Origin of the sequence: Pseudomonas nitroreducens (genome assembly GCF_024170165.1) — a bacterium.
In the GTDB taxonomy this organism is placed as follows: domain Bacteria; phylum Pseudomonadota; class Gammaproteobacteria; order Pseudomonadales; family Pseudomonadaceae; genus Pseudomonas; species Pseudomonas nitroreducens_C.
The window spans coordinates 901,755-922,103 of the sequence record NZ_JALJXP010000001.1 but is presented as its reverse complement, the minus strand read 5'-3'; the positions used below and the strand labels follow the sequence as shown (position 1 = coordinate 922,103).

Genomic DNA, 20,349 nt, shown 5'->3' with positions numbered 1-20,349 from the left:
AGGAGGGAGGTGATGATGCGGGTGCTGTGGATCACGGTTGCGGTCTCGCCTAGCGATGGCCGAACAGTAGCCCAAGGCCGGGCGCCAGCGCAATACGCGCGGCGGCCCTGCCGACGAAGGTAGGAAAGTTCAGCGGCACCCGTCGAGGGCGGCACGCAGGCGGGTTTCGTAGGCCAGGCGCTGTTGCCGCTCGGCCAACAGCGCGCGCACCTTGGTTTGCAGGTCGTCCGCCGGGCGCAGGTCGGCGGTAGCGAATCGCGGGGTTTCGACCGCCGGCGCCTGGCACGGCACCGGGACGGGAATGCGCACGTCCACGGGCTTCGGCACAGTCACCGCGCAGCCCGTCAGGAGCAGCACGGGAATCGCCAGCAGCCATTTCATGGCAACAGCTCCCGGTCGATCAACTGGCGCACCACCGCACATTCCTCGCCCTCACTGCGTTCCAGCAGCAGTCGACCGGCAGCGACCTCATGGCTGTGCGCCTGCTCGCGCGCCCGGGCCAGAGCACTCTCGGCGGAGGCGGCGCGCTGGCGGGCAGCCTGCTGCAATGCCTCGACCTGAGCGCTCTGCAGCGCCAGCTTCGACTCCAGCACCTTGCCGGCATCGCTGCAGCGCGCCTGCTCCAGGCGCAGGCTCTCCAGCCGATCGGCGTAGAAACGTGCCGTCAGCCAGCCGCCGACGAAGCCACCCGATAGAAAACCGACCAGACACAGCGCCAGCCAGAAGCGGTTCATCCCAGCACCTCCCGCGCGCGGCGCCAAAGTTGCGCACGCTCTTCGAGGCCATTCAATCCGCCATTGATACGCCAGGTGATGTCCTCGAAGCGCTCTCTGTCGGCCAACGCGTTGAGGCCGTTGCGCTGCCACCACCAGGCGGCGGACCGGCAAGCCCAGCGCGGCTCCGCCAGCAACTGCGGGCGGGCAACGAAGGGCTGCTCGAGCCCCTCACCTACCGACCGGTAATTGCTCCGCCCGGTGACCTGCAGCAGACCGCGCCCGCGAAAGCGCCAGCCATCGCCGGACGCCTCGTCGCCATTGCCATTGCGTCCCGCGTACACGAGGTCGGCGATGCGCTCGGGCTGGTAAGCGATCTCCCGCGCCAGCGCCGTGGGCGATCCATCCGCGCTACGAAAGCGCCGGGGCCAGACGACGGCCAGTCGCTGGGCGCTATAGGTCAGGCTCTCCACGCAACGGGTCAGCTGCGCGCTCTCATGCCCGACCTGGGCGAGGAAGGCGGCAGTCCTTGCCGGCGTGTCGATGGCGAAGTCGCGCAGGGCGGCGTCCAGCACCGGAACAAAAACGCCCGCTACGGGGCGGGCGTTGGGCAGGATCAGCAGGAGCTGGCGTTCGTCGATGAACATGTCAGCCGCCCTCCCCCGCCAACGCCTTGCCATCGTTGCCGCCATTGCACAGCACACGGGTGGACCAGCCGTTCGCGTCATAGTGCTGAGTCACGGTATCGACCAGGTACACGCCATCGACCCCTGCCTTGAAGCCACTCAGCTCGACCCGGCACTCGGCGAACAGATCGGTGCGGCCGGGCAGCTGCAGGCGTACGCCGGCCGTCTGCCGGTTGAAGTCCGCCAGGCGCGATCTGGCCAGCTGCTGTGCCGCCGCTTCGTTGGCCTGGACATGGCGCTCGACGTACTCGGCCAGCACCTTCTTCGACGCGTCAGGATTGGCCAACTTCACGCTCCGCAAGATCCCGTCGCCCCCCTGGAAAGGCACGCTCACCTGCGCGACCACCTTGCGGTCATCCAGGGTGAAGCTGAAGGAGCTGACGTCCCCACGCTGGAGCAACACCGAGTCCAGCGGCTGCCCCGTCGCGCTGCGGCCACCCTGTCGCGGCATGACCAGCAGCTTCAGGTCGGCGATCTTTGCCGTGCAGTCGTACTGCCGCGCCAGGCGGGTAATGAAGTGATAGTCGGACTCGTTGATCTGGTCCGCGCGGACAATCCGTGTCTGCACCTCGCACTGGGCTTTCCAACCATTGCGTCCGGCGATGCGCTCGACGATCTGCGCCAGCGTCAGGTTCTCCCAACTGTCGCTGCGGATGGATTTCGCCACGTTGCGCGAGTCAGCGGACTTGGCCTTGATCACCAGCGTGTCCGGCGCGCCGCTGAAGGTGAGGGTGTCGACCTTGTAGCGGCCCATCGGAGCTACGCCCGTTTCTTCGTAGCCCAGGTACAGCGCCAGCTCTGCGCCTCGCCGGGGCAATGCGACGGTACCGGCGCGGTCGTCGAGCGTGAGCGAAAGCGTGTCCGATTCCAGGCCGTGCTTATCGGTCACTTCCAGCTCGAGCACGCGGTCGTTGACCTGTGCAGTGATGTCGCGCCCATCGGCGACGATGCGGAAGACAGGTTTCATGGGTCACCCGAAATAAAAAGGCCCCGCTTGCACGGGGCCGGGATGGAACATGCCGATCAATCCCACAGGCGAACCTGCGGATTGTCCGGCGCTGCCAGCTCGGGCATGCGGATCAGCACGCCGGCGCGCAACGGTTGTGGCTCGTCGGCCAGGCCCGGGTTGGCATCGAACACCGCCTCCACGCAGCCCTTGAGATGGCCATAGCGCTGATAGCAGAGCTGGTCCAGCACGTCGCCATTACTGCTGCGATAGATCGCTGTCGTCGCCATAGCGATTGAACTCCAGTTCGAAGGTTTGATTGCGCGGAGTGCCATTGCTGAGCAGAGCGCTCTGCGTCTCGCTGACCTTGATCAGGCACCAGGTCCCCAGGGGATCCCCGTAGCCGCTGATCAGGCTCACCGGCTTGCCGCTCAAGGCGATTTCGCGCAGCTGGTTCGGAATCGTCCATCCCACGCGCTTACCCGATACCCGTGACAGGGCCGGCATGAGCGTCGCTTTCAGCAAGAGCGTCTCCGTACCAACGCCGACGTATTGCAGGGCGCCCCGACGCCCCAGCCGCGCCTGGTCCTTCCAGGTGAGCTGGCTGGTGCGAGTCGCCGACTCGAAGGGCATCGTGTCGATGTTGAAAAAGAACTGCGTCTGCGAACCCACTACGTTCATGACCAGCAGGTGCGGCTGGGGAATCGCGCAGATGAAATCACCGGGCGACAGCTGGGGCGTCAGTACCGAGCTGGGCAGTATCGAACCCAGCGAATCCCCGACCTTGCCGATGACCTTGTCCACCGCTTTCCTGGCCCGGTCCACCTGTTCGCCCAACCCCTGCATGCGCTCATCGATGCCCTTCAAGGCACGCGTCGCGCTGTTGTAGGTGTTGACCACCTTGTTGACCTTGACCTGCGCGCGCTCGATGCCCTGCATCGCGCGCTGCACCTTGCCCGCCATCTCCGGCGAAACACCTGGCAAGCCCTCCAGTTCGGCCGCCGCGCCACGGATTTCGCTGACGGCGCCGTTGACCGGCGCGATCACCTCGTCCAGGTCACGGCGGCCATCCTCGGCTGCCCGGGCCAACTGCGACAGGCCGTTCTGCATCTGCTCCCAATACGCCATATCAGCTCCTTAAACCACGACCGGGTCGAACAGCGCATCGCGTTGCCGATCCTCGGAGAAATCCGCCAGTAGCCGACGCAAGCGCGGCAGCAGCTCATTGGCCAGCTGATCCGGGTCGCTGACGTTGCCGGCCACGTTGATGCTGATCTGCGGCGAGAAGGTCCAGGTTCCGGACGTCGGCGCCAGAGGAGCGGCCGGTGCAGATGCAGTGGGAGAAGGCCGCGATCCGTCTGTGAAGCTCGTATCGCGTGAAGCGGCATTGCCGAGGTCCAATGCCATTGCCGAAGTCGAATCGCCTTCGTCCGAATCGTTGCTGAACATTCGATGCAGCCCGCCACCCAGCGACTTGCCGACCTCTCCACCACCCCAGGCGCCCACCGCCCCGCCCACCATCCCGCCAACGAGGGCTCCCGCTACCGTTCCGACAATCGGAACCAGGGATCCAACGGCCGCGCCGGCCAAGACTCCAGCCTCAGCCCCGGCAAGCCCCCCGACCAGAGAGCCCGCCGCCTCTCCGTAGCCCTTGGCTTTGTCCTGGGCCGAGCCATTGCCGGTGTAGGTTTTGTAGGCCGTGATGGAAGGCCCGACGGCCATGAGTGCCCGCCGGCCCACCGCACGGCCGACTCCACTGCGCATCGCGCTGTTCAACCATTCGCCAGCTATACCTAGCCCACGACCTGCAGCACTCCACGCGGTCCCCAGATAGGCACCGGCTTTTTGACTGGCTGCCCCCGTCCAGCGGGAGACACCTTGCCAGGCATCTTTCGCCACACCGCCCAGGGCAGCAGCGCGCGATCCGGCGCCCTGACGAACACCGGTCACGGCATTGCCTGCCCAGGTACCGACGCGACTGCCCCAATTGACGGTCCGCTGCCAGGCGGCGCCAGCCATGCTGCCAACGGCCTGGTATGCCCGGCCCGCGCCCTGCCGTATCGTCGATCCGACACTTGCGGCGATGTCCGCACCGCGCCCCAGAACGCGCCCGCCCCACGACCTCGTCGCTCCGGCGATATCCGTCACATCCTTGTACACCCCGCGAACATCACTCAGGACCTTCAACCCCCCTGCCACCGCACTCAGCGCAGTCAGTCCGGCGGTCAGGCCGGGGTTTTCCTCGACGAACAAGGTGGCCTGACCCAGCCCCTGCGTAGTGGGCCCGATCAACGGGCGGAAGGTGTCCTGATTGGCGTCGCTGACACTGCGCCAGAACTGTTGCCAGGCGCTCTCGAGGGACTCGCTTTGCCCCTGGCGGGTGCCCATGCGTGCATTCGCATCGTCCCGCAGCCACCGTCCCGCTTCAGTCCTTGCGCCCTCGACCTGCTGCTGTTGTACCCACTCGCGATTGCCCTGCGCATCCGAGGGATCGCGCTCGTACAACTGTCTCGAAAGGCGACGGGCAAGCAACTCGACCGCCCCGTCCCCCTGGTCGTGGCGCTGCGCCAGGGAGGCGTACTGCGTCCGCATGTCGCCGGCGCCGGTCACGCCACCGACCTCGTGGAGACGCTGGGTCAATTCGGCGGTGCGCTCCAGCGGCACGCCTTGCCCATAGGAAAAGGTTGCGGCATCCGGGAGAAAGGCCAGGGAGGTCTTCAGGTCCATACCCTGGTTCATCATCAGCCGGATCAGGTCGAGCACATCGTCACTCGACAGCCCGCTGTCATTGGCCACCTGTCGCACGTTGCGCGCAAGGTCGCGCTCGCTCTGCTCGGTAGACAAGCCACCGCGCGCCGCCAACTCCTGCACCTTTCCGTTGAATTGCAGGCTGCGGAACATGGTGCCGACAACGCCACTGGAAGGCAGCGCGGATTCACCCCGCTGCCAACCGCCCTGGTGCGCGGGTGCGTCGCCGCGCATGGCCGCCGGATTCCCCAGCAGGCCGATGATTCGTTGCAGGCCGGAACGCACCTCTCCGGCGCCCCGCTCCAGCACCTGCAGCTGTCGGCCTAGGGTGTCGCGGATAAGCCGCGACTCATCGCGCAGGCCCTCCAGGGCGACACTCCAGGTGCCGAGAAACTCGAGGCTGCGCAGGCGTGCCGTCGCATCGGCGAGTGCCTGGCCGAGGGAAGTGTCGAGCACTCCGCCCACGGTCGGCACCCTATCAGTTGATTCATTCATCGTTCATCACTCGCCCCTCTGACGAAAAAAGGGGCGCCGGTTCAGGCGCCCACTTCCAGGGCGAACCAGCCCGCCTAGTCCCCCAGCCACCAACGCAGGTCGCCGAGGGTCATGCGCTCCAGTTCGCCGGCCGTGAAGCCCGACTCAGTCGCCAGCCGCCGCGCCAGCTGGCGCATCAGCGCGAAGCTCATCCGCGTCCTCGCGCACCAGGCGAAAGTAGGCGTGCTGCAGGCGCTGGTAGTCGCTGAGCTTGAGCCCCTCCAGGTCCTGGCGGCTGACCTGGGCCAGCGAGGCGAACAGCTGCAGTTCGCGCTCCTGGTCGTCGCTGGCCACCTTGCTGGCCTGGCGGATGTCGCGCACCGTCGGCGCGCGCAGAGTGAGGGCATCCACCTCGACGCCGTTGCAGGAGGTCGGGCGGGACAACTTCACCACTGCCGCGTCTTCGGACAGGCTCAGCCACGCAAGCTGTTTGACGGAGTCTTGCATCAGGGTTCTCCTCACGCGCCCAGGTCAGCGCGCAGCGCGGCGAGCTGATCGACACCGTTGATCTTGCGCACGGAATTGACCGGGTCGATCTCGAACATCTCGCGACCTTCGATTTCCAGCTTGTAGTAGGTGACGGCCACGCTGTAGGTGCAGGCGGCCAGCTCATTGGCCTTCCACTCGCCCGGATCGACTTCCTTGAGCAGGCCGCGCACGGTGGCGACCACCGGCACGGTGCCGCCCTTCTGGGTCTTGAAGGAACCACGGAAAGTGCCGTTGAAGGAGCCCTGGTCACTCAGGCCGAAGAACTTCATGGCTTCACGGCGCGCGCCGTTGGTGGTGAACTTGGCCTCCATGGCCTCCAGGCCCATGTCGAGCAGGATCGGTGCGTCCATGCCGCCGGCGCGGTACTCCTGGGTCTTCACCTTGAGGGCCGGCAGGGTCAGGGAGGGCACGTCGCCGGCAAAGCTCACGCCGTCGACGAAGAGGTTGGTGTTGGTGAGGATCTGCGGAATCATCTGGGGTTCTCCTTAAGCTGCGTCCAGAACTTCGGTGAGCCACTGGTCGGTCACCTCGACGCGGAAGTTGGGGTTCTCGGCAGGCGGTACGTCGGTGAAGCGGATGTTCCAGTACACCTTGCCCTGGGCCAGCTGGCTGGCGGTGTTGAGTTCCGGGTCGGCATAGACCTCGAAGTCGATCACCGCGCCCTGATTCTTCAGGTCGCGCATGAAGGCCTGCAGGCCCTCGGTGACGTCCTTCACGTAGGTCCGGGTGATGCCGCGGTCGACCGCCCACTTGTGCCCGGCGAGGATCGCGTCCATCACCATGTCCATGGTCCGCACGCGGGTCACGAAGGCCCACTTGGCGTCGCTGGAGAGGGTGCGGTTGCCCCACAGGCGGTAGCCGTCATCGCGGATGATGGTGGTGATGTTGGCGTTGTTGAGCAGGTTGGCGCGGCAGGTCTCGTCGCCATCGAGGAACTCGATGGGCCGGCCGGTGCCGGTGATGCCGAGCAGTTCCTTGTTCGACGGCGAGGACCAGAAGCCGTACTGGCTGTCGGTCCAGGCGAACAGCGCGGCAGCGTTGGCAGACGCCGGTGCGTCGACGGTGGCGCTGCTGGTGGTATCCCAGTACTGCACGCCCGGGTCGACCAGGTAGATGCGCTTGCTGCCGAACTCGCCGGCATAGGCGATGGCCGCCTCGTCGGTGGTGTTCGGACCGTCGACGATGGCGATGGCGCGCAGCTTCTCGGCCAGCGCGCCCATGGCGGTGGCCACCGCCTGGGTGGCGGAATGCTCCGGCGCGATCAGCAGGCGTGGCTGGGCGTTGAAGCGCGACTTGCCATCGAGCAGCGCCTGCAGGCCGGTACGCTGGCCGGCTTCGGTGACGCTGCCGATGATCGCGGAAGTCAGCTGTGCGGCATCCTCGACCTTGGCCACGCCCACCGCCACGACCACCGCGGCGGACTGGGTGAAGATGGCGGTGCAGGACTTGTAGATCGCCGACGCAGTACCGAACGCGGCAGCGGCCTCACGCAGGCTGGTGAGCAGCACCGGCACATCGGCCTGCGCGGTCAGCTTGGCCTCGGGGGTGAAGGTATCCACCAGGCCGATGATCGAGGACGACGGCAGCGCAAGGGTGCGCGCACCAACGTCGACATTGGTCACGGTGACGCCGTGAAAGAAGCTCATAGGGTATTCTCCAGACATAAAAAAACCGCCGGGAGGCGGTTGGCTTTGGGACATTCAGCAGATCGAAACGACATCCTGCTGATGTGAAGAGTCCTTTTCGAACTGGCCCTGTCGTAAGGCCAGTGCAGACTGACTCATGGAACAAAATGTAAGTTGCTCGGAAGCGACCGCCAGAGCGCGGCTTCAGACGCTTCCAAGTATTTGGTATTCGATTCGCAGGGCACCGTTGGGCAACGTCTTGAAGCAGATGTCCACGTAGGAACCGGTAACTACGCTGGGAGATGCTTGAATTCCCGAGCCGACGGTCGCCTCGGCCTGGAACTCGGTCGCCACTACTGACCAGACGGCGCTCAACGCGAACGGAAAGTTGACCCGCACAGTCCCCTTGCCCTCACTATTACCGGTAGGGATGACCGTGCCGAACATTCGCACCAGGCCCGTAGGCAAGCGTTCGTACTTGACGGCGCCAGCCACGTTGAGAACTACAGACGCAGATCGCCAGACGTTTTCAGCGCTAAAGCGTGAACTGATGCCCGATGCGAGGCCTGCGGGAGTCACCGCTCGCTCCGTATCCGTTCCAGCTGCCGCCTCGGCAGTCGTCGCAAGCTCAACCAGTCCGGCCCGGGTCTCAGTCGCTGTGCACGCCGCCAAGCCAGCAGGAGTGATCGCCCTTGCGGTGTCAGTCTTAGCCTGAACCTCCGCGGCTGTAGCCAACTCCACCAATCCCGCGCGTGTATCAGTCGCCGTTCGAGCACTCAAGCCTGCCGGCGTCACCGCACGCTCCGCATCAGCTCCGGACACTGTTTCAGCGATAGTGGCGAGCTCAACCAATCCGGACGCCGTCTCGGATGCCGTGCAGGATGCAAGCCCCGCAGGGGTGACAACTCGAGTGGTGTCGACCTTGGCCTGCACCTCAGCAGCGCTCGCAAGCTCCACCAGGCCTGTACGCGTTTCGGTTGCAGTACGAGCCGTCAATCCCAATGGTGTAATTGCACGCTCCGCATCAGTTCCGGACGCGGTTTCCGCATTGGTGGCGAGCTCTACCAATCCGGATGCTGTCTCGGATGCCTTGCAAGAGGAAAGCCCAGCCGGGGTGACAACTCGAGTGGTATCGATCTTGGCTTGCACCTCAGCGGCGCTGGCCAGCTCAACCAAGCCCGTACGCGTTTCCGTGGCAGTTCGAGTTGCCAAGGTGGCAGGCGTAATGCTGTGAGTCGCCTCCGTGCCCGCCTGCACCTCTGCCGCTGTTGCCAGTTTGACAACTCCGAGGCTGGTCGCCGAGGCCACTCGCGTGAGGAAAGCCGAATCGACATACTCCCGCGTCGCCAGCACAACACTCGGATCGATCTTCAATTCCACCGACGCCGCATTGCTGACGATCAGCACGATGCGCACGGTCTGGGTACGGCCGCTGCCTTCGGCCAGTTGCGGTTTGTAGGACGGCGCGCAGTTGGCGTAGGCGATCAGCGCGCCGGCTTCGTCGTACAGGCCCATCTCTCGGATCCACCAGCCACCCACGTCCTCGGGGATGACCTGTTCGGCGATGATCTGCGCGCTGTTCGCCGGGTCGACGCTCAGGCGGTTCAGCGGCGCGCGGCGGACTTCGTTGACCAGCTGGGTGCGGCTGGCGTCGGGGTTCGGCACGTTGCCGCCGCCGTCGCCGACTGCGAGCTGGGTGATTTTCAGGGTGGTGCCCAGCGCGGTGGCATTCGCCAGCTTGCCGGCACCGATGGTGGTGAGTAGTGCGTAGTAGGTTACTGCCATGGGTAGACACTCAAGCTATCGATGGTGTGTTCCCGGCCCGGCAAGCCGTGGCTGCCGATCGCTTCGATCACATCCGGGAGGTAGGGGTAGACGGTGACGATGTCGCCGTCGTATTGCCCGGAGCCGACGGTGATCCGCCCCTGGGATTCCAGGCTGATATCCAGCCCGATGAGGTGCCGCGTGAGCGGTTTGGCGTCTTCGATGAGACGCTCCACCTCCTGGTACATCTCTTCGCTGATACCGCTGTCGAGCACGCCGATGCGCAGGCGAAAGGTGCCCGGCTCGCCCATGGGCGAGCCCTGCCACCACTCGATGATTTCGATCAGGTAACCCAGCGGCTCGATTACCCGCCGCAGCGCAGCGATGGTTCCCTTGTGCTGGTGGATACGGAAAGCCGCGGCCACCGCCTTGCGCTTAACCGCCTCGTTCCACGCCGGGTCCCAGCGGTCCACCGACCAGGCCCAGGCCAGATACGGCAGCAGCGCCACCGGGCAGCGTTGCGGGTCCATCAGCTCGCGCAGTGGCACCGGCAGATCACCGACCTGCACGTCGGCCAGCACACGCTCCAGCGGCGTCGAGTTGATCGGCAGAAGACGGCTACTCATCGGAGCCACCCACACGGATCTGGTAGCCGCTGCAATACGCCGCCTGGGTCGAGTCGAGCACCACGTCAGCCGCCGGCTTGGCCAGTTCGACGCGCTGCACACCTTCCACATGCAGTGCAGCGAACAGCGCGCTGCGGCGGATGTCACGGCCGATGCGACGCTGGGTGGCGATGTAGGTCTGCAGCGAGGCCTCGGCAGCCTGCTGGATCAGCTCGGCTTCCGGGCCGGGGTAGATGTAGAGCAGCGCGTCGACCTGGTAGGGCACGATGGCGGCGGACTGGACGGTGAGACGATCGCCCACCGGGCGTACGTCTTCGTCGTTCAGCGCCTGGCGCACGGCATCCAGCAGGTCGGCCGACGCCGCGCCGTCGCCTTCGGAAGACAGCACGCTGACCAGCGCCTCGCACGGCTGCGGGCTGATCGCCGAGACATCGGCGATGCGCCCGTCGGCGCCGAGCGCAAAAGCCACGTAGGCATTGCGCGGGCCGGCCACCGAGAGCTGGTCGAAGGCCAGCTGGGTGCGGTTACGCAGCGAGTCGTCGCCCTCCAGTACGGCCGGGGTCGGTGGCGAGGTCGTGGCATCCGCCTGCTGGATCACCAGGCGCTTGACGTTGTAGCCGGCAGCCAGTTGGTCGAGATCACCCTGGGTCGCATAACCGAGCATCACCGCGCGGGCAGCATCGTTGATCCGCGCACGCAGCAGCAGCTCGCGGTAGGCCGCCAGCTCCAGCAGCTTGACCACCGGATCGGACTCCACCGCGGCGGTCCAGCCGGTGCCCATGGCAGTGCGAAAATCCGCCAGCAGCTCGTCGTAGAGTCTCTCGTAGTCGAGGCTCTCGACCACCTGCGGCGCCGGCAGTTGGGACAGGTCGATCAGGCTCATGCCGCCACCTCCAGTGCGATCTCGTCACCCTGGTAGACGCCGCGCAGGCGCAGCGAAACGCTGCCGGCGACCACCGCCACCACCTGCACCGAACTCAGGCGCAGGCGCGGTTCCCAGCGGCCGATGGCGCGGGCCACTTCGGCCTGCACCGCGCCCTTCCAGCCTTCAGTCACTGGCAGGTCGACCATGCGCCGCAGGCGGCTGCCGTACTCGGGGCGCATGCGCCGGCTGCCCAGCGGGGTAGTGAGGATGTCCTCGATGGATTGCTTCAGGTGCGCCAGCGCGCTCAGCGGCTGGCCGTTGCGTCGATCCATGCCGATCATCGCCGCGCCCTCCGTCGCTCAGGGTGCGCACGGGAAAAGTTGCCCATGGCAGGTCTCCAGAAATGCAGAGGCCCGCACGTGGCGGGCCCGGGTTGGAAGTCGAAGCGACTTCAATGGGTGTGGTGGTTGCTGTTGCCGGCGGTATCCATGATCGAGCCGGTGCTGCTGATGTTGCCGTTCACCGTCAGCGCGCCCTTGATGCTCACCGGACCGGTCAACTGGATGCTGGCGGCCGTGACGTTCACTGCACCGGGATCGATCACCACCTGCGTGGCGCCTACCTTCACCGTGGCGGTACCGGCCGGCATCTGCAGGTCGTAGCGATGCGCCTGCCAGTCGTAGCTGAGCACCGCGCCATCGGGGAAATGCCAGCTCTCGACTTCGCCACGGTTGTTCGGCGGCGCCGAAGCGGCACCGAACAACCCCGGCACGAAGGTACCCATCGCCGCCATGCCGGACGGGCTGAGCAGCACGCCCTGCTCGCCCAGGCTCGGCGCCCGCCAGTGCCGCGCGACGCCGGCCGCCTGGGCGTGCCAGCGCACCCAGGCGCTGGTCCACTCGCCGGAGCGCACGCGCACTCGCGCCGCCGCCAGGTCCACGGCCACCACTTCGCAGGGCATGACCAGGGCGGCGAGCATGCGGTCGTGTTCGGCGCTCACGTAGTCCTGGTTCATTGCAGGGCTCCCGGATCGAAGTAATCGTCCTCGTGGCCGGGCCCGGTCTGCGGATCGAAGCCGAGCCTGAGGCTGCCCGACGGCTGGTCTTCCCAGGGCCACTCGGTCTCGCCCAGCAGCACCGGCTGCTGCCACTCCACCCGCCACACGCGGCAGGCTGCGAGTGCCGGATTGTCGACTTCCGGCTGGGCCTGGATGAAGCTCACCGGCTCCAGTTCCAGCCCCCAGTTCTGTGCGCGCAGCAGCACCGCCAGCGCGGCGATATTGCTTAGCGCCAGCGCTTCCGCCGCGGCGTCATCGCGCGTCACCAGCAGGCGCGCCTGCAGCCGACAGATCAGCGCCGTCTGGCCATTGCCGGGATCACGCCCTGGCAGCATGCCGGCGTATTCCAGCGCCAGCGCGGGGAGCGTCGCCGGAGCCTGCTTCAGCGGGCCGCGCAGGATGCTGCCGATCTCGGTCAGCCGAGCGCTCAGCGTCTGCTCCACCGCATCGAGCAGCAGCGCCAGGGTCAAAGGTTGTTCGGACATATCGTCTCCTTGCAGCTTCACTCCTGCCCGCGCTCGCTCGGCGGCAGTTCGCAGACACCCAGGCGTTTCGCCGCCCAGCGTTCATAAAGGCCGACGGCGATCTCCGCGCCGGCCGCCGCGGTCAGGCTGCCGATGGCGGCCGCCAGGGTCAGCGAGGTGCCGCAGGACATGGCGAGGAACATCACCGCCATGCCGCAGACGATGGAAGCGCCCGAGCGCAGCGCCAGCCGCCGCAGCAGCCGCCAGCCGCCCAGGCCCGCCTTGTCGGCGCGCCACATTTCACCGCTGATGCCGCCCGCGACCGCGAGCAGGATCAGCCCCCACAAAGGCACGTCGGCCAGGGTCTGAGGTTCGTTGCCCATGGGCTCACCTTGGATAAAGACGCCCGCGAACGGGCGAAACCGGCGGCTATCAGCCAGCCGGGGATGACTGCCGGCGTCCTCGCCGGCCACCCGCCGCAACCGGCGGATCAGAAAACGCGGGCATGAAAAAGCCCGGCTCAGTGGCCGGGCTTTTCGGTGTTTCGCGTTGTGCTCCCTGGGGACGCACCTTTACAAGAATGACTACTTTTTACCCCCCGATTCCCGCCAGAACAAGGCTTCTTGGGGAATGCGCTGCAATACGCAGATGACACACCGCAATGTGCTGTCGAAACGCCGAAATCCCCCTTCGGAAATTTCAGAGAGCCTTGCTCATCAGCACGGTGGTGAAGCCGCTGTGCCACTCCTCGTCGGGGTAGAAATCGACCTCCGCATAGCCGTGCTTGCCATAGAAGGCGCGCGCCTGCCGGTTGAAGGTGTCGGTCTCCAGGCGAACACATGCATACCCCTCACAGGCGATGGCGGCCTCTGCGTGATGCAGCAGTGCCGCTCCGATTCCCAGGCGCTGATGACGGGGAGAAACATGCAGGGCATCGATGAAGTCGTCGCGCCAGTCGAGCAGGCCGACCACCTCGCCGTCGATGCAGGCGACTGCGAAATGCCTCAGGCGCTCACTCACATAAGCGGCGGTGCGCGCGGACGACTGGAAACGCGCGATGGCCTCGGCGCTCAGCTCAGGCTTCCAGGTGGCTTCGTAGGTTTCGCCGAGGATGCGCAGGATGGCACCGGTGTCGGCGGGATCAGCGCGGCGGATCAGGAGTGGTGTCGTCATGGGCGGCGAGCATAGCCCAAGGGCGCCCGCGAAAAGCACGAAGCCCGGCGCGGGGCCGGGCTTCGGATGAAGAAAGGAAAGGATCAGGCGACGCGGCGCATCAGTCGCGACTGGATGCTCTGGTGCGCCACATGCAGGCGCAGGTAGAAGGTGTTGCGGCTGCAGCGGCAGTGCCGGTACTTCTGCGAGGCCTCGCTGTCGCGGTTGAGGTAGTGCTCGGTGACCACGTCCTTCTGCTCGTCGGGCAGGTGGTTGATGATCAGGTCCAGTTCGGCAACACGGTCGAGGATCACCTTGCTGCCCCGCGTGCCGCGAATCATCTCGCCCTTGTTGGCCATCATCATCGCCAGCAGGTTGCCGCCGGCATAACCGCCGCCGGCGCTGCCCGGGTTGTGCATTTCCTCGGCCCAGAGCTTGAGCATTTCGTCGATGGGTTTGATCACGGCGTTCCTCCGGCGCGGCTCAGTGCCGGCGCTCCAGTTCATCCAGGGCCTGGCAGTCGATGCAGCGGGTGCAGCCCGGTGCCGCCAGGCGGCGCGCCGGCGGGATGTCGTCGCCGCAGTCTTCGCAGAACTCGGCGGAACTGATGGCCGCCGAGGAGCGGCGGCTGTGCAGCATGTCCTCGATGCGCTCCAGCATCAGGTCGTTGGCGTAGTCGGCGATATCAGCCACGGCGCACCTCCGCCGGGGCGGTGGATTCGGGCTGCATCGCCCAGTTCAGGTGTTGGTTCATGAGGGTCCTCCTGGCGACATGCCCTCCGTGGTCGCCGAGCCTTCGGCCGCCTGCAGGTGGTCAGTCGCGATCTGTTCGTCGCGGACGCCGGCTCATCGGACGGCATCCCTTGCCGGTACACGGGCGATGCCTCCCTGGCCCGCCCGCGTCCTCCAGCCTGCCCCGCTCGTCACGGCCTGCAGGCAACCCACGGTTTCCTTACCGAGGTTTGGGAAGCCACTGCCTCCCTTCAGCCGAACCGGTTTACATCTGTCCGGTGGGCTGCTGGTTTTTATGATTACAACCATAGCTATATCAAGTCAACACCAAAGCTATTTACACACTACAACCCAGGAGGTAGAGTGCTGCCATGGACAAGACTTCCTCATCGACGCTGGCCAGCCGCCTGAAACAGGCAATGGCCTCGCGCAACCTCAAGCAGGAAACCCTGGCCGAAGCAGCCGGGGTTTCGCAGAACACCATCCACAAGCTGACCTCGGGCAAGGCACAGAGCACCCGCAAGCTGATCGAGATCGCCAGCGCGCTGGGGGTCTCGCCGACCTGGTTGGCCACCGGCGAAGGCACACCGACGCCAGGCACCAGCGCACCCGCGCCACGCCCCGCCGACGGCAGCCCGCTGCGACTGGAACCGCTGCACCCATGGGATAGCGACACACCGCTGGACGAGGACGAAGTGGAACTACGCCTGTACAAGGAAGTGGAACTGGCGGCCGGCGCCGGCCGCACCGCAGTGCGCGAGATAGAAGGGCGCAAGCTGCGTTTCTCCTACGCCACGCTGCGCGCCGCGGGAGTCGATCCGGCGGCGGCGATCTGCGCCCAGCTCACCGGCAACAGCATGGAGCCGCTGATCATGGATGGCTCCACCATCGGCATCGACACGGCCACCACGCACATCACCGACGGCGAGATCTACGCCCTGGAACACGAGGGCATGCTGCGGGTGAAGTTCGTCTACCGCCTGCCCGGCGGCGGCATCCGCCTGCGCAGCTTCAACCGCGACGAATACCCCGATGAGGAGTACCCGCCGGAGCAGTTCGACGGCGGGCAGATCCGCCTGATCGGCTGGGTGTTCTGGTGGTCCACCGTGCGCCATCGGCGCGCGCCGACCCTGGTGCGCTGAAGCCCTCGCGAATGAACAGGCCCCGCTTCGGCGGGGTTTTTCTTGCCTGTCGATTGAAGATAAATACAACTTTTGCTATATTTACTGCTGTCGCCACCCCATCGGAACAGGAGAGCCCCATGCAGTCGACCATTGAAGTCCGCCATGCCCCGCGCCCGGAGACGGTGAGTCTGGTCTATCAGATCTTCGGGGATGTCCTGGTGCCCCTGGATCAGGTGCGCGAGCGCTGGTTCCGCAACCTGAACCGGGAGAATTTCAGCAAGGCGCTGTCCTGCGGGCGTATCGCCCTGCCGGTAACCACGCTGGACGACAGCCACAAGGCGATGCAATACGTCGCGGTGGATCACCTGGCGGCCTATGTGGAGGAGCGCTCGCAGCAGGCGGACGCCGCCCTCGCCCGGCGCAAGGCGAACCTGCAGGTGGTGGAGACACGGCAGGCGGGGTAGCCAGAACACTTCCGGCTGAGGCCAGAGCCAGCAACCACGCCAGGCAGTCCCCTCTCCCTTCAGGGGGAGGGTTAGGGAGGGGGAGCGGTGCTAAGCAGGACGCCGGAGTTGAGGCTTGCACCCTCTCCCCAGCCCTCTCCCTGAAGGGAGAGGGAGCAGTTCGGAGCAAGCTGGAAGCATGGTGCCCGACGGAAGCGCACGGCGACGACCCGGTCATTTGCGCCGCAATAAAAAAGCCCCGCCAAAGCGGGGCTTTTTCATCGAACCAACCACTCAGTCGCGGCCATGTACCTTGGCAGTGTGCTCGGCCAGCGCCACGGCGCGGAACATGGCGCGGCGCTTGTTGATGGTTTCTTCCCACTCCGCCGCCGGTACCGAATCGGCAACGATGCCGCCGCCGGCCTGGACGTGGAGTTCACCGTTCTTGATCACCGCGGTGCGGATGGCGATGGCGGTGTCCATGTTGCCGTTCCAGGCGAGGTAGCCCACGGCGCCGCCGTAGACGCCGCGCTTGACCGGCTCCAGCTCGTCGATGATTTCCATCGCACGGATCTTCGGTGCGCCGGACAGGGTGCCGGCCGGCAGGATGGCGCGCAGGGCGTCCATCGCGCTGAGCTTCTCGTTCAGCTGGCCATTCACGTTGGAGACGATGTGCATGACATTGGAGTAGCGCTCGATGACCATCTGCTCGGTGACCTTCACGCTGCCGGTCTGCGAGACGCGGCCGACGTCGTTGCGGCCCAGGTCGATGAGCATCAGGTGCTCGGCGATTTCCTTGGCGTCGGAGAGCAGGTCTTCTTCCAGCGCGCGGTCGGCTTCCTCGGTGGCGCCCCGCGGGCGGGTGCCGGCGATGGGGCGCACAGTGACTTCGCCATCCTCGACGCGCACCAGCACTTCCGGCGAACTGCCCACGACGTGGAAGTCACCGAAGTTGAAGAAGTACATGTAGGGCGTCGGGTTGAAGCAGCGCAGCGCGCGGTACAGGTCGATCGGCGCGGCGCTGAAGTCGATGGACATGCGCTGCGACGGCACGACCTGCATGCAGTCGCCGGCCAGGATGTATTCCTTGATGGTGCCGACGGCGCGCTCGTAGTCCTCGCGGGTGAAGCTGGCGCGGAACTGCGGCTCCGGGGCGTTCACCGCGCTGAAGTCGAGGCCGCGGCGCGGGGTGATCGGCTGGCGCAGACGCTCCAGCAGCTCTTCCAGCTGGGCCAGACCTTTGTCGTAGGCGTCGGCCTGCGCCGGATCGGCGAGGACGATCGCGTGCATCTTGCCGGCGAGGTTGTCGAATACGACTACCGCGTCGGAAACCATCAGCAGGATGTCGGGATTGTTCAGCGGATCGGGGTTCGGGCACTGCGCCAGGCGCTGCTCGACGTAGCGCACGCAGTCATAGCCGAAGTAGCCGACCAGGCCACCGTTGAAGCGCGGCAGACCGGCGAGGGTCGGCACGCGGTAGCGGTCCTTGAACTCCTCGACGAAGGCCAGCGGGTCGGCGCATTCGAAGCTCTCGGTCTCGACGCCGTCGACCTTGATGCTCGCCTGGTGACCGTAAACGCGCAGCACGGTGCGGCTGGGCAGACCGATGATCGAGTAGCGGCCCCACTTCTCGCCGCCCTGCACGGATTCGAGCAGGTAGGTATTGGGGCCGTCGGCCAGCTTCAGGTAGATCGACAGCGGGGTGTCGAAGTCGGCAAGGGTTTCGCAGGTCAGCGGAATGCGGTTGTAGCCTTCGGCGGCCAGGCGCTGGAATTCTTCGCGGGTCATGATCAGCCTCGTGGAATGAGGAGGTAACGGACTTGGTTGCACACACGCGCCGGGCGTACCGGCCAAAGGATGTCAGGCGCGCCAGCGCCAGCGGGCCAGGGCCTTGATGACTTTCATCCAGAGTGTGTGGGGAGCCGTTTCCACGGTGCTGTCTCGCTGAGCGGGAGTTGAGGCGGAGTCGGGCAACACTATCGCTTTGCCCGAGTCGAAGCAAGGCAGCAGGTGGCGCAGGTCATCGAGCACCAGCGTCGGGGTTTCCTCCGCGATGGGGCGTCCATGGTTGTAGCCGTAGCTCAGGCCCACGCTGCGCACGCCGGCAGCCTTGGCGGCGAGGATATCGTTGCGCGAGTCGCCGACGAACAGGGCCTGTTCCGCCGACACGCCGGCCATCTTCATCACGAACAGCAGCGCGGCCGGGTCGGGCTTCTGCTGCGGCAGGGTGTCGCCACCGATGATCCAGCGGAAGAACTTGCCCAGCTTCATCTCGTCCAGCAGCGGGCCGACGAAGCGCTCGGGTTTGTTGGTGATCAGCGCCAACTCGACATCGCGCTTCTTCAGCCACTTCAGCGTTTCGATCACGCCGGGGTAGACCACGGTCAGCGCATGGCTGTCAGCGTAGGCATCCATGAACAGCTCAAGGGCGCGCTCGGTGTCGTCCTCGCTGACGTCATCGTGCTCGATGTCGTTGGCCAGGGCGCGGCGTACCAGTACCCGTGCGCCGTTGCCAACCCAGTGGCGCACGGCGTCCAGGCCTGCCGGCTGGCGCCCGAGCGCCAGCAGCATCTTGTCCACCGCCGCCGCCAGGTCGGGGACCGAGTCCACCAGGGTGCCGTCCAGGTCGAACATCACCAGACGCGGCAGCCCGGCGAACGGCAGTTGTGCAGCACTCATCACTTGCGCGCCTGCGCCAGCTCAGCGTGCATGGCGCGGATGACCTCGGCGTAGTCCGGTGCATTGAAGATGGCGGAGCCGGCGACGAAGGTGTCGGCGCCCGCTTCGGCGATCTCGCGGATGTTCTTCACGTTCACTCCGCCGTCGATCTCCAGGCGGATATCGCGGCCGGACGCGTCGATCAGCGCGCGGGCTTCGCGCAGCTTGTCGAGGGTGCCGGGGATGAATTTCTGCCCGCCGAAGCCGGGGTTCACGCTCATCAGCAGGACCATGTCGATCTTGTCCATCACGTACTTGAGCGCATCCAGCGAGGTGGCCGGGTTGAACACCAGGCCGGCCTTGCAGCCGCCGTCCTTGATCAGTTGCAGGGAACGGTCGATGTGCTGCGAGGCTTCCGGGTGGAAGGTGATGTAGGTGGCGCCGGCTTCGATGAAGTCGCCGATGATGCGGTCCACCGGGGACACCATCAGGTGCACGTCGATAGGCGCGGTGACACCGTACTTGCGCAGGGCCGTGCAGACCATCGGGCCGATGGTCAGGTTCGGCACGTAGTGGTTGTCCATCACGTCGAAGTGAACGATGTCGGCACCGGCAGCGAGCACCTTGTCCACATCCTCACCCAGGCGGGCGAAGTCGGCGGAAAGGATCGACGGAGCGATGGCGTAGGGTTGCATGGCGCACCTCTGTGGGCGGAAATCACGGATGGCGCGCATTGTAGCCGCTCGGACGGCTCGAAGGGGATTAGGCCGATAGTCGATGCGAAAAGTGCGGAACTGCAGTGAGAAGCGGGCAAAAAAAATCGCGGATCAATCCCGTCCCTGTGGGTGAGCACAGGGACGCAACCGTCCGCGAAACACTGTGAATCAGGAGGTCGGTGCGGTACGCAGTTTCTCGCTGCGGCCGCGCAGCCACTCGAGGGTCAGCAGGAGCACGACGGAGAAGCCGATCAGCAGGGTCGCCGCGGCGGCGATGGTCGGGCTGAGGTTCTCGCGGATACCGCTGAACATCTGGCGCGGCAGGGTGGCCTGCTCGGGGCCGGCGAGGAACAGGGTCACCACCACTTCATCGAAGGAGGTGGCGAAGGCGAACAGCGCGCCGGAAATCACACCGGGAGCGATCAGCGGCAGGGTGACCTTGAAGAAGGTCAGTACCGGCGGCGCGCCCAGGCTGGCGGCGGCGCGCACCAGGTTGTAGTTGAAGCCCTGCAGGGTCGCCGACACGGTGATGATGACGAAGGGCACACCGAGCACCGCGTGGACGATGATCAGCGAGATGTAGCTGTTGCCCAGGCCCAGCGGCGCGAAGAACAGGTAGCTGGCTACACCGATGATCACCACCGGCACGACCATCGGCGAGATCACCAGGCTCATGACCAGTGCCTTGCCGCGGAACTCGCCGCGGGTCAGGCCGATCGACGCCAGGGTACCGAAGACCATGGCCAGCACGGTGGCCGCCGGGGCGACGATGATGCTGTTGGTCAGCGCACGCATCCACTCGGCGGAGTTGAAGAAGTCGGCGTACCAGCGCAGGGAGAAACCCTGCAGCGGGTAGACCAGGAAGGTGCCGGAGTTGAACGACAGCGGCACGATGACCAGTACCGGCAGCACCAGGAACAGCAGGATCAGGCCGCAGAGGATGCGCAGGGTGTAGAACCACACGCGCTCGACCGGGGACATGTACGGGCTCAGCATCTTCTTGTTCT

At 65.9% G+C, this 20,349-nt stretch carries 26 protein-coding genes; 2 read left to right on the top strand and 24 right to left on the bottom strand.

Annotated elements, in window-relative coordinates; all coding sequences use genetic code 11:
* Positions 1–129: 129 nt before the first annotated feature.
* From J2T47_RS04225 to J2T47_RS04130, 20 genes are all read right to left on the bottom strand, one after another.
* Positions 130–381 carry a hypothetical protein gene (locus tag J2T47_RS04225; protein ID WP_253442653.1) on the bottom strand — a complete coding sequence of 84 codons (252 nt, stop codon included), beginning with the start codon at positions 379–381 and terminating at the stop codon, positions 130–132.
* Positions 378–734, bottom strand: coding sequence for a hypothetical protein (locus J2T47_RS04220; protein WP_253442651.1), 357 nt, complete (start codon positions 732–734; stop codon positions 378–380). Before J2T47_RS04220 ends, J2T47_RS04225 begins: the two co-directional genes overlap by 4 nt.
* The gene (locus J2T47_RS04215; RefSeq protein WP_253442649.1) at positions 731–1,360 is read right to left on the bottom strand and encodes a glycoside hydrolase family 19 protein; all 630 of its coding nucleotides are present in this window, start codon (positions 1,358–1,360) and stop codon (positions 731–733) included. The genes J2T47_RS04220 and J2T47_RS04215 overlap by 4 nt, the downstream gene beginning before the upstream one ends.
* Before the next feature lies 1 nt (position 1,361).
* Positions 1,362–2,366 carry a phage late control D family protein gene (locus J2T47_RS04210; RefSeq protein WP_253442647.1) on the bottom strand — a complete coding sequence of 335 codons (1,005 nt, stop codon included), beginning with the start codon at positions 2,364–2,366 and terminating at the stop codon, positions 1,362–1,364.
* Positions 2,367–2,422: 56 nt separating this feature from the next.
* Complete coding sequence (locus J2T47_RS04205; protein WP_253442644.1) at positions 2,423–2,635, bottom strand: tail protein X; 213 nt, start codon at positions 2,633–2,635, stop codon at positions 2,423–2,425.
* Positions 2,604–3,455 (bottom strand): phage tail protein, encoded by an 852-nt coding sequence (locus J2T47_RS04200; RefSeq protein WP_253442643.1) that lies wholly within the window; start codon positions 3,453–3,455, stop codon positions 2,604–2,606. Before J2T47_RS04200 ends, J2T47_RS04205 begins: the two co-directional genes overlap by 32 nt.
* A gap of 27 nt (positions 3,456–3,482) precedes the next feature.
* Positions 3,483–5,549 (bottom strand): hypothetical protein, encoded by a 2,067-nt coding sequence (locus J2T47_RS04195; RefSeq protein WP_253442641.1) that lies wholly within the window; start codon positions 5,547–5,549, stop codon positions 3,483–3,485.
* A 183-nt stretch (positions 5,550–5,732) separates the two neighbouring features.
* On the bottom strand, positions 5,733–6,074 hold the full coding sequence (locus J2T47_RS04190) for a phage tail assembly protein (RefSeq protein WP_253442639.1): 342 nt from the start codon (positions 6,072–6,074) through the stop codon (positions 5,733–5,735).
* Positions 6,075–6,085: 11 nt separating this feature from the next.
* A complete protein-coding gene (locus J2T47_RS04185) occupies positions 6,086–6,589 on the bottom strand; it encodes a phage major tail tube protein (protein WP_017517328.1) in 504 nt (167 codons plus the stop codon).
* A gap of 12 nt (positions 6,590–6,601) precedes the next feature.
* Positions 6,602–7,762, bottom strand: a complete 1,161-nt coding sequence (locus J2T47_RS04180; RefSeq protein WP_253442637.1) for a phage tail sheath subtilisin-like domain-containing protein — start codon at positions 7,760–7,762, stop codon at positions 6,602–6,604.
* Positions 7,763–7,945: 183 nt separating this feature from the next.
* Positions 7,946–9,526, bottom strand: coding sequence for a phage tail protein (locus tag J2T47_RS04175; RefSeq protein WP_253442635.1), 1,581 nt, complete (start codon positions 9,524–9,526; stop codon positions 7,946–7,948).
* Entirely contained in the window at positions 9,517–10,131 is a 615-nt protein-coding gene (locus J2T47_RS04170; RefSeq protein ID WP_243778569.1) for a phage tail protein I, read from the bottom strand. The genes J2T47_RS04175 and J2T47_RS04170 overlap by 10 nt, the downstream gene beginning before the upstream one ends.
* Positions 10,124–11,014, bottom strand: a complete 891-nt coding sequence (locus J2T47_RS04165) for a baseplate assembly protein (RefSeq protein ID WP_253442633.1) — start codon at positions 11,012–11,014, stop codon at positions 10,124–10,126. Before J2T47_RS04165 ends, J2T47_RS04170 begins: the two co-directional genes overlap by 8 nt.
* Positions 11,011–11,337: a GPW/gp25 family protein gene (locus J2T47_RS04160; protein WP_253442630.1), complete on the bottom strand. Its 327-nt coding sequence runs from the start codon at positions 11,335–11,337 to the stop codon at positions 11,011–11,013. Before J2T47_RS04160 ends, J2T47_RS04165 begins: the two co-directional genes overlap by 4 nt.
* A 110-nt stretch (positions 11,338–11,447) precedes the next feature.
* Positions 11,448–12,011 carry a phage baseplate assembly protein V gene (locus tag J2T47_RS04155; protein ID WP_253442628.1) on the bottom strand — a complete coding sequence of 188 codons (564 nt, stop codon included), beginning with the start codon at positions 12,009–12,011 and terminating at the stop codon, positions 11,448–11,450.
* Positions 12,008–12,538, bottom strand: coding sequence for a hypothetical protein (locus tag J2T47_RS04150; RefSeq protein WP_253442626.1), 531 nt, complete (start codon positions 12,536–12,538; stop codon positions 12,008–12,010). The genes J2T47_RS04155 and J2T47_RS04150 overlap by 4 nt, the downstream gene beginning before the upstream one ends.
* Before the next feature lie 17 nt (positions 12,539–12,555).
* The gene (locus tag J2T47_RS04145) at positions 12,556–12,900 is read right to left on the bottom strand and encodes a phage holin family protein (protein ID WP_253442624.1); all 345 of its coding nucleotides are present in this window, start codon (positions 12,898–12,900) and stop codon (positions 12,556–12,558) included.
* A gap of 316 nt (positions 12,901–13,216) precedes the next feature.
* Positions 13,217–13,690 carry a GNAT family N-acetyltransferase gene (locus tag J2T47_RS04140; RefSeq protein ID WP_253442622.1) on the bottom strand — a complete coding sequence of 158 codons (474 nt, stop codon included), beginning with the start codon at positions 13,688–13,690 and terminating at the stop codon, positions 13,217–13,219.
* Positions 13,691–13,773: 83 nt separating this feature from the next.
* On the bottom strand, positions 13,774–14,133 hold the full coding sequence (locus tag J2T47_RS04135) for a PA0613 family protein (RefSeq protein ID WP_045212666.1): 360 nt from the start codon (positions 14,131–14,133) through the stop codon (positions 13,774–13,776).
* Between the two features lie 19 nt (positions 14,134–14,152).
* Positions 14,153–14,362, bottom strand: a complete 210-nt coding sequence (locus J2T47_RS04130) for a TraR/DksA C4-type zinc finger protein (RefSeq protein WP_253442620.1) — start codon at positions 14,360–14,362, stop codon at positions 14,153–14,155.
* A 410-nt stretch (positions 14,363–14,772) separates the two neighbouring features.
* Here J2T47_RS04130 and J2T47_RS04125 point away from each other — a divergent pair, with 410 nt between their 5' ends.
* Together J2T47_RS04125 and J2T47_RS04120 are read left to right on the top strand one after the other, a co-directional pair.
* Complete coding sequence (locus tag J2T47_RS04125) at positions 14,773–15,543, top strand: XRE family transcriptional regulator (protein WP_253442618.1); 771 nt, start codon at positions 14,773–14,775, stop codon at positions 15,541–15,543.
* Between the two features lie 119 nt (positions 15,544–15,662).
* Positions 15,663–15,989, top strand: a complete 327-nt coding sequence (locus J2T47_RS04120; protein WP_253442616.1) for a pyocin activator PrtN family protein — start codon at positions 15,663–15,665, stop codon at positions 15,987–15,989.
* A 273-nt stretch (positions 15,990–16,262) separates the two neighbouring features.
* Here J2T47_RS04120 and trpE read toward each other — a convergent pair whose 3' ends face one another.
* The 4 genes from trpE to J2T47_RS04100 form a co-directional block, all read right to left on the bottom strand.
* Positions 16,263–17,756 (bottom strand): anthranilate synthase component I, encoded by a 1,494-nt coding sequence (gene trpE / locus J2T47_RS04115; protein ID WP_253442614.1) that lies wholly within the window; start codon positions 17,754–17,756, stop codon positions 16,263–16,265.
* 72 nt (positions 17,757–17,828) lie between these two features.
* On the bottom strand, positions 17,829–18,647 hold the full coding sequence (locus tag J2T47_RS04110) for a phosphoglycolate phosphatase (RefSeq protein WP_253442612.1): 819 nt from the start codon (positions 18,645–18,647) through the stop codon (positions 17,829–17,831).
* Positions 18,647–19,321, bottom strand: coding sequence for a ribulose-phosphate 3-epimerase (gene rpe / locus J2T47_RS04105; RefSeq protein WP_015475282.1), 675 nt, complete (start codon positions 19,319–19,321; stop codon positions 18,647–18,649). The genes J2T47_RS04110 and rpe overlap by 1 nt, the downstream gene beginning before the upstream one ends.
* Positions 19,322–19,510: 189 nt before the next feature.
* Positions 19,511–20,338, bottom strand: a complete 828-nt coding sequence (locus tag J2T47_RS04100) for an ABC transporter permease (RefSeq protein WP_045214142.1) — start codon at positions 20,336–20,338, stop codon at positions 19,511–19,513.
* Positions 20,339–20,349: the final 11 nt, after the last annotated feature.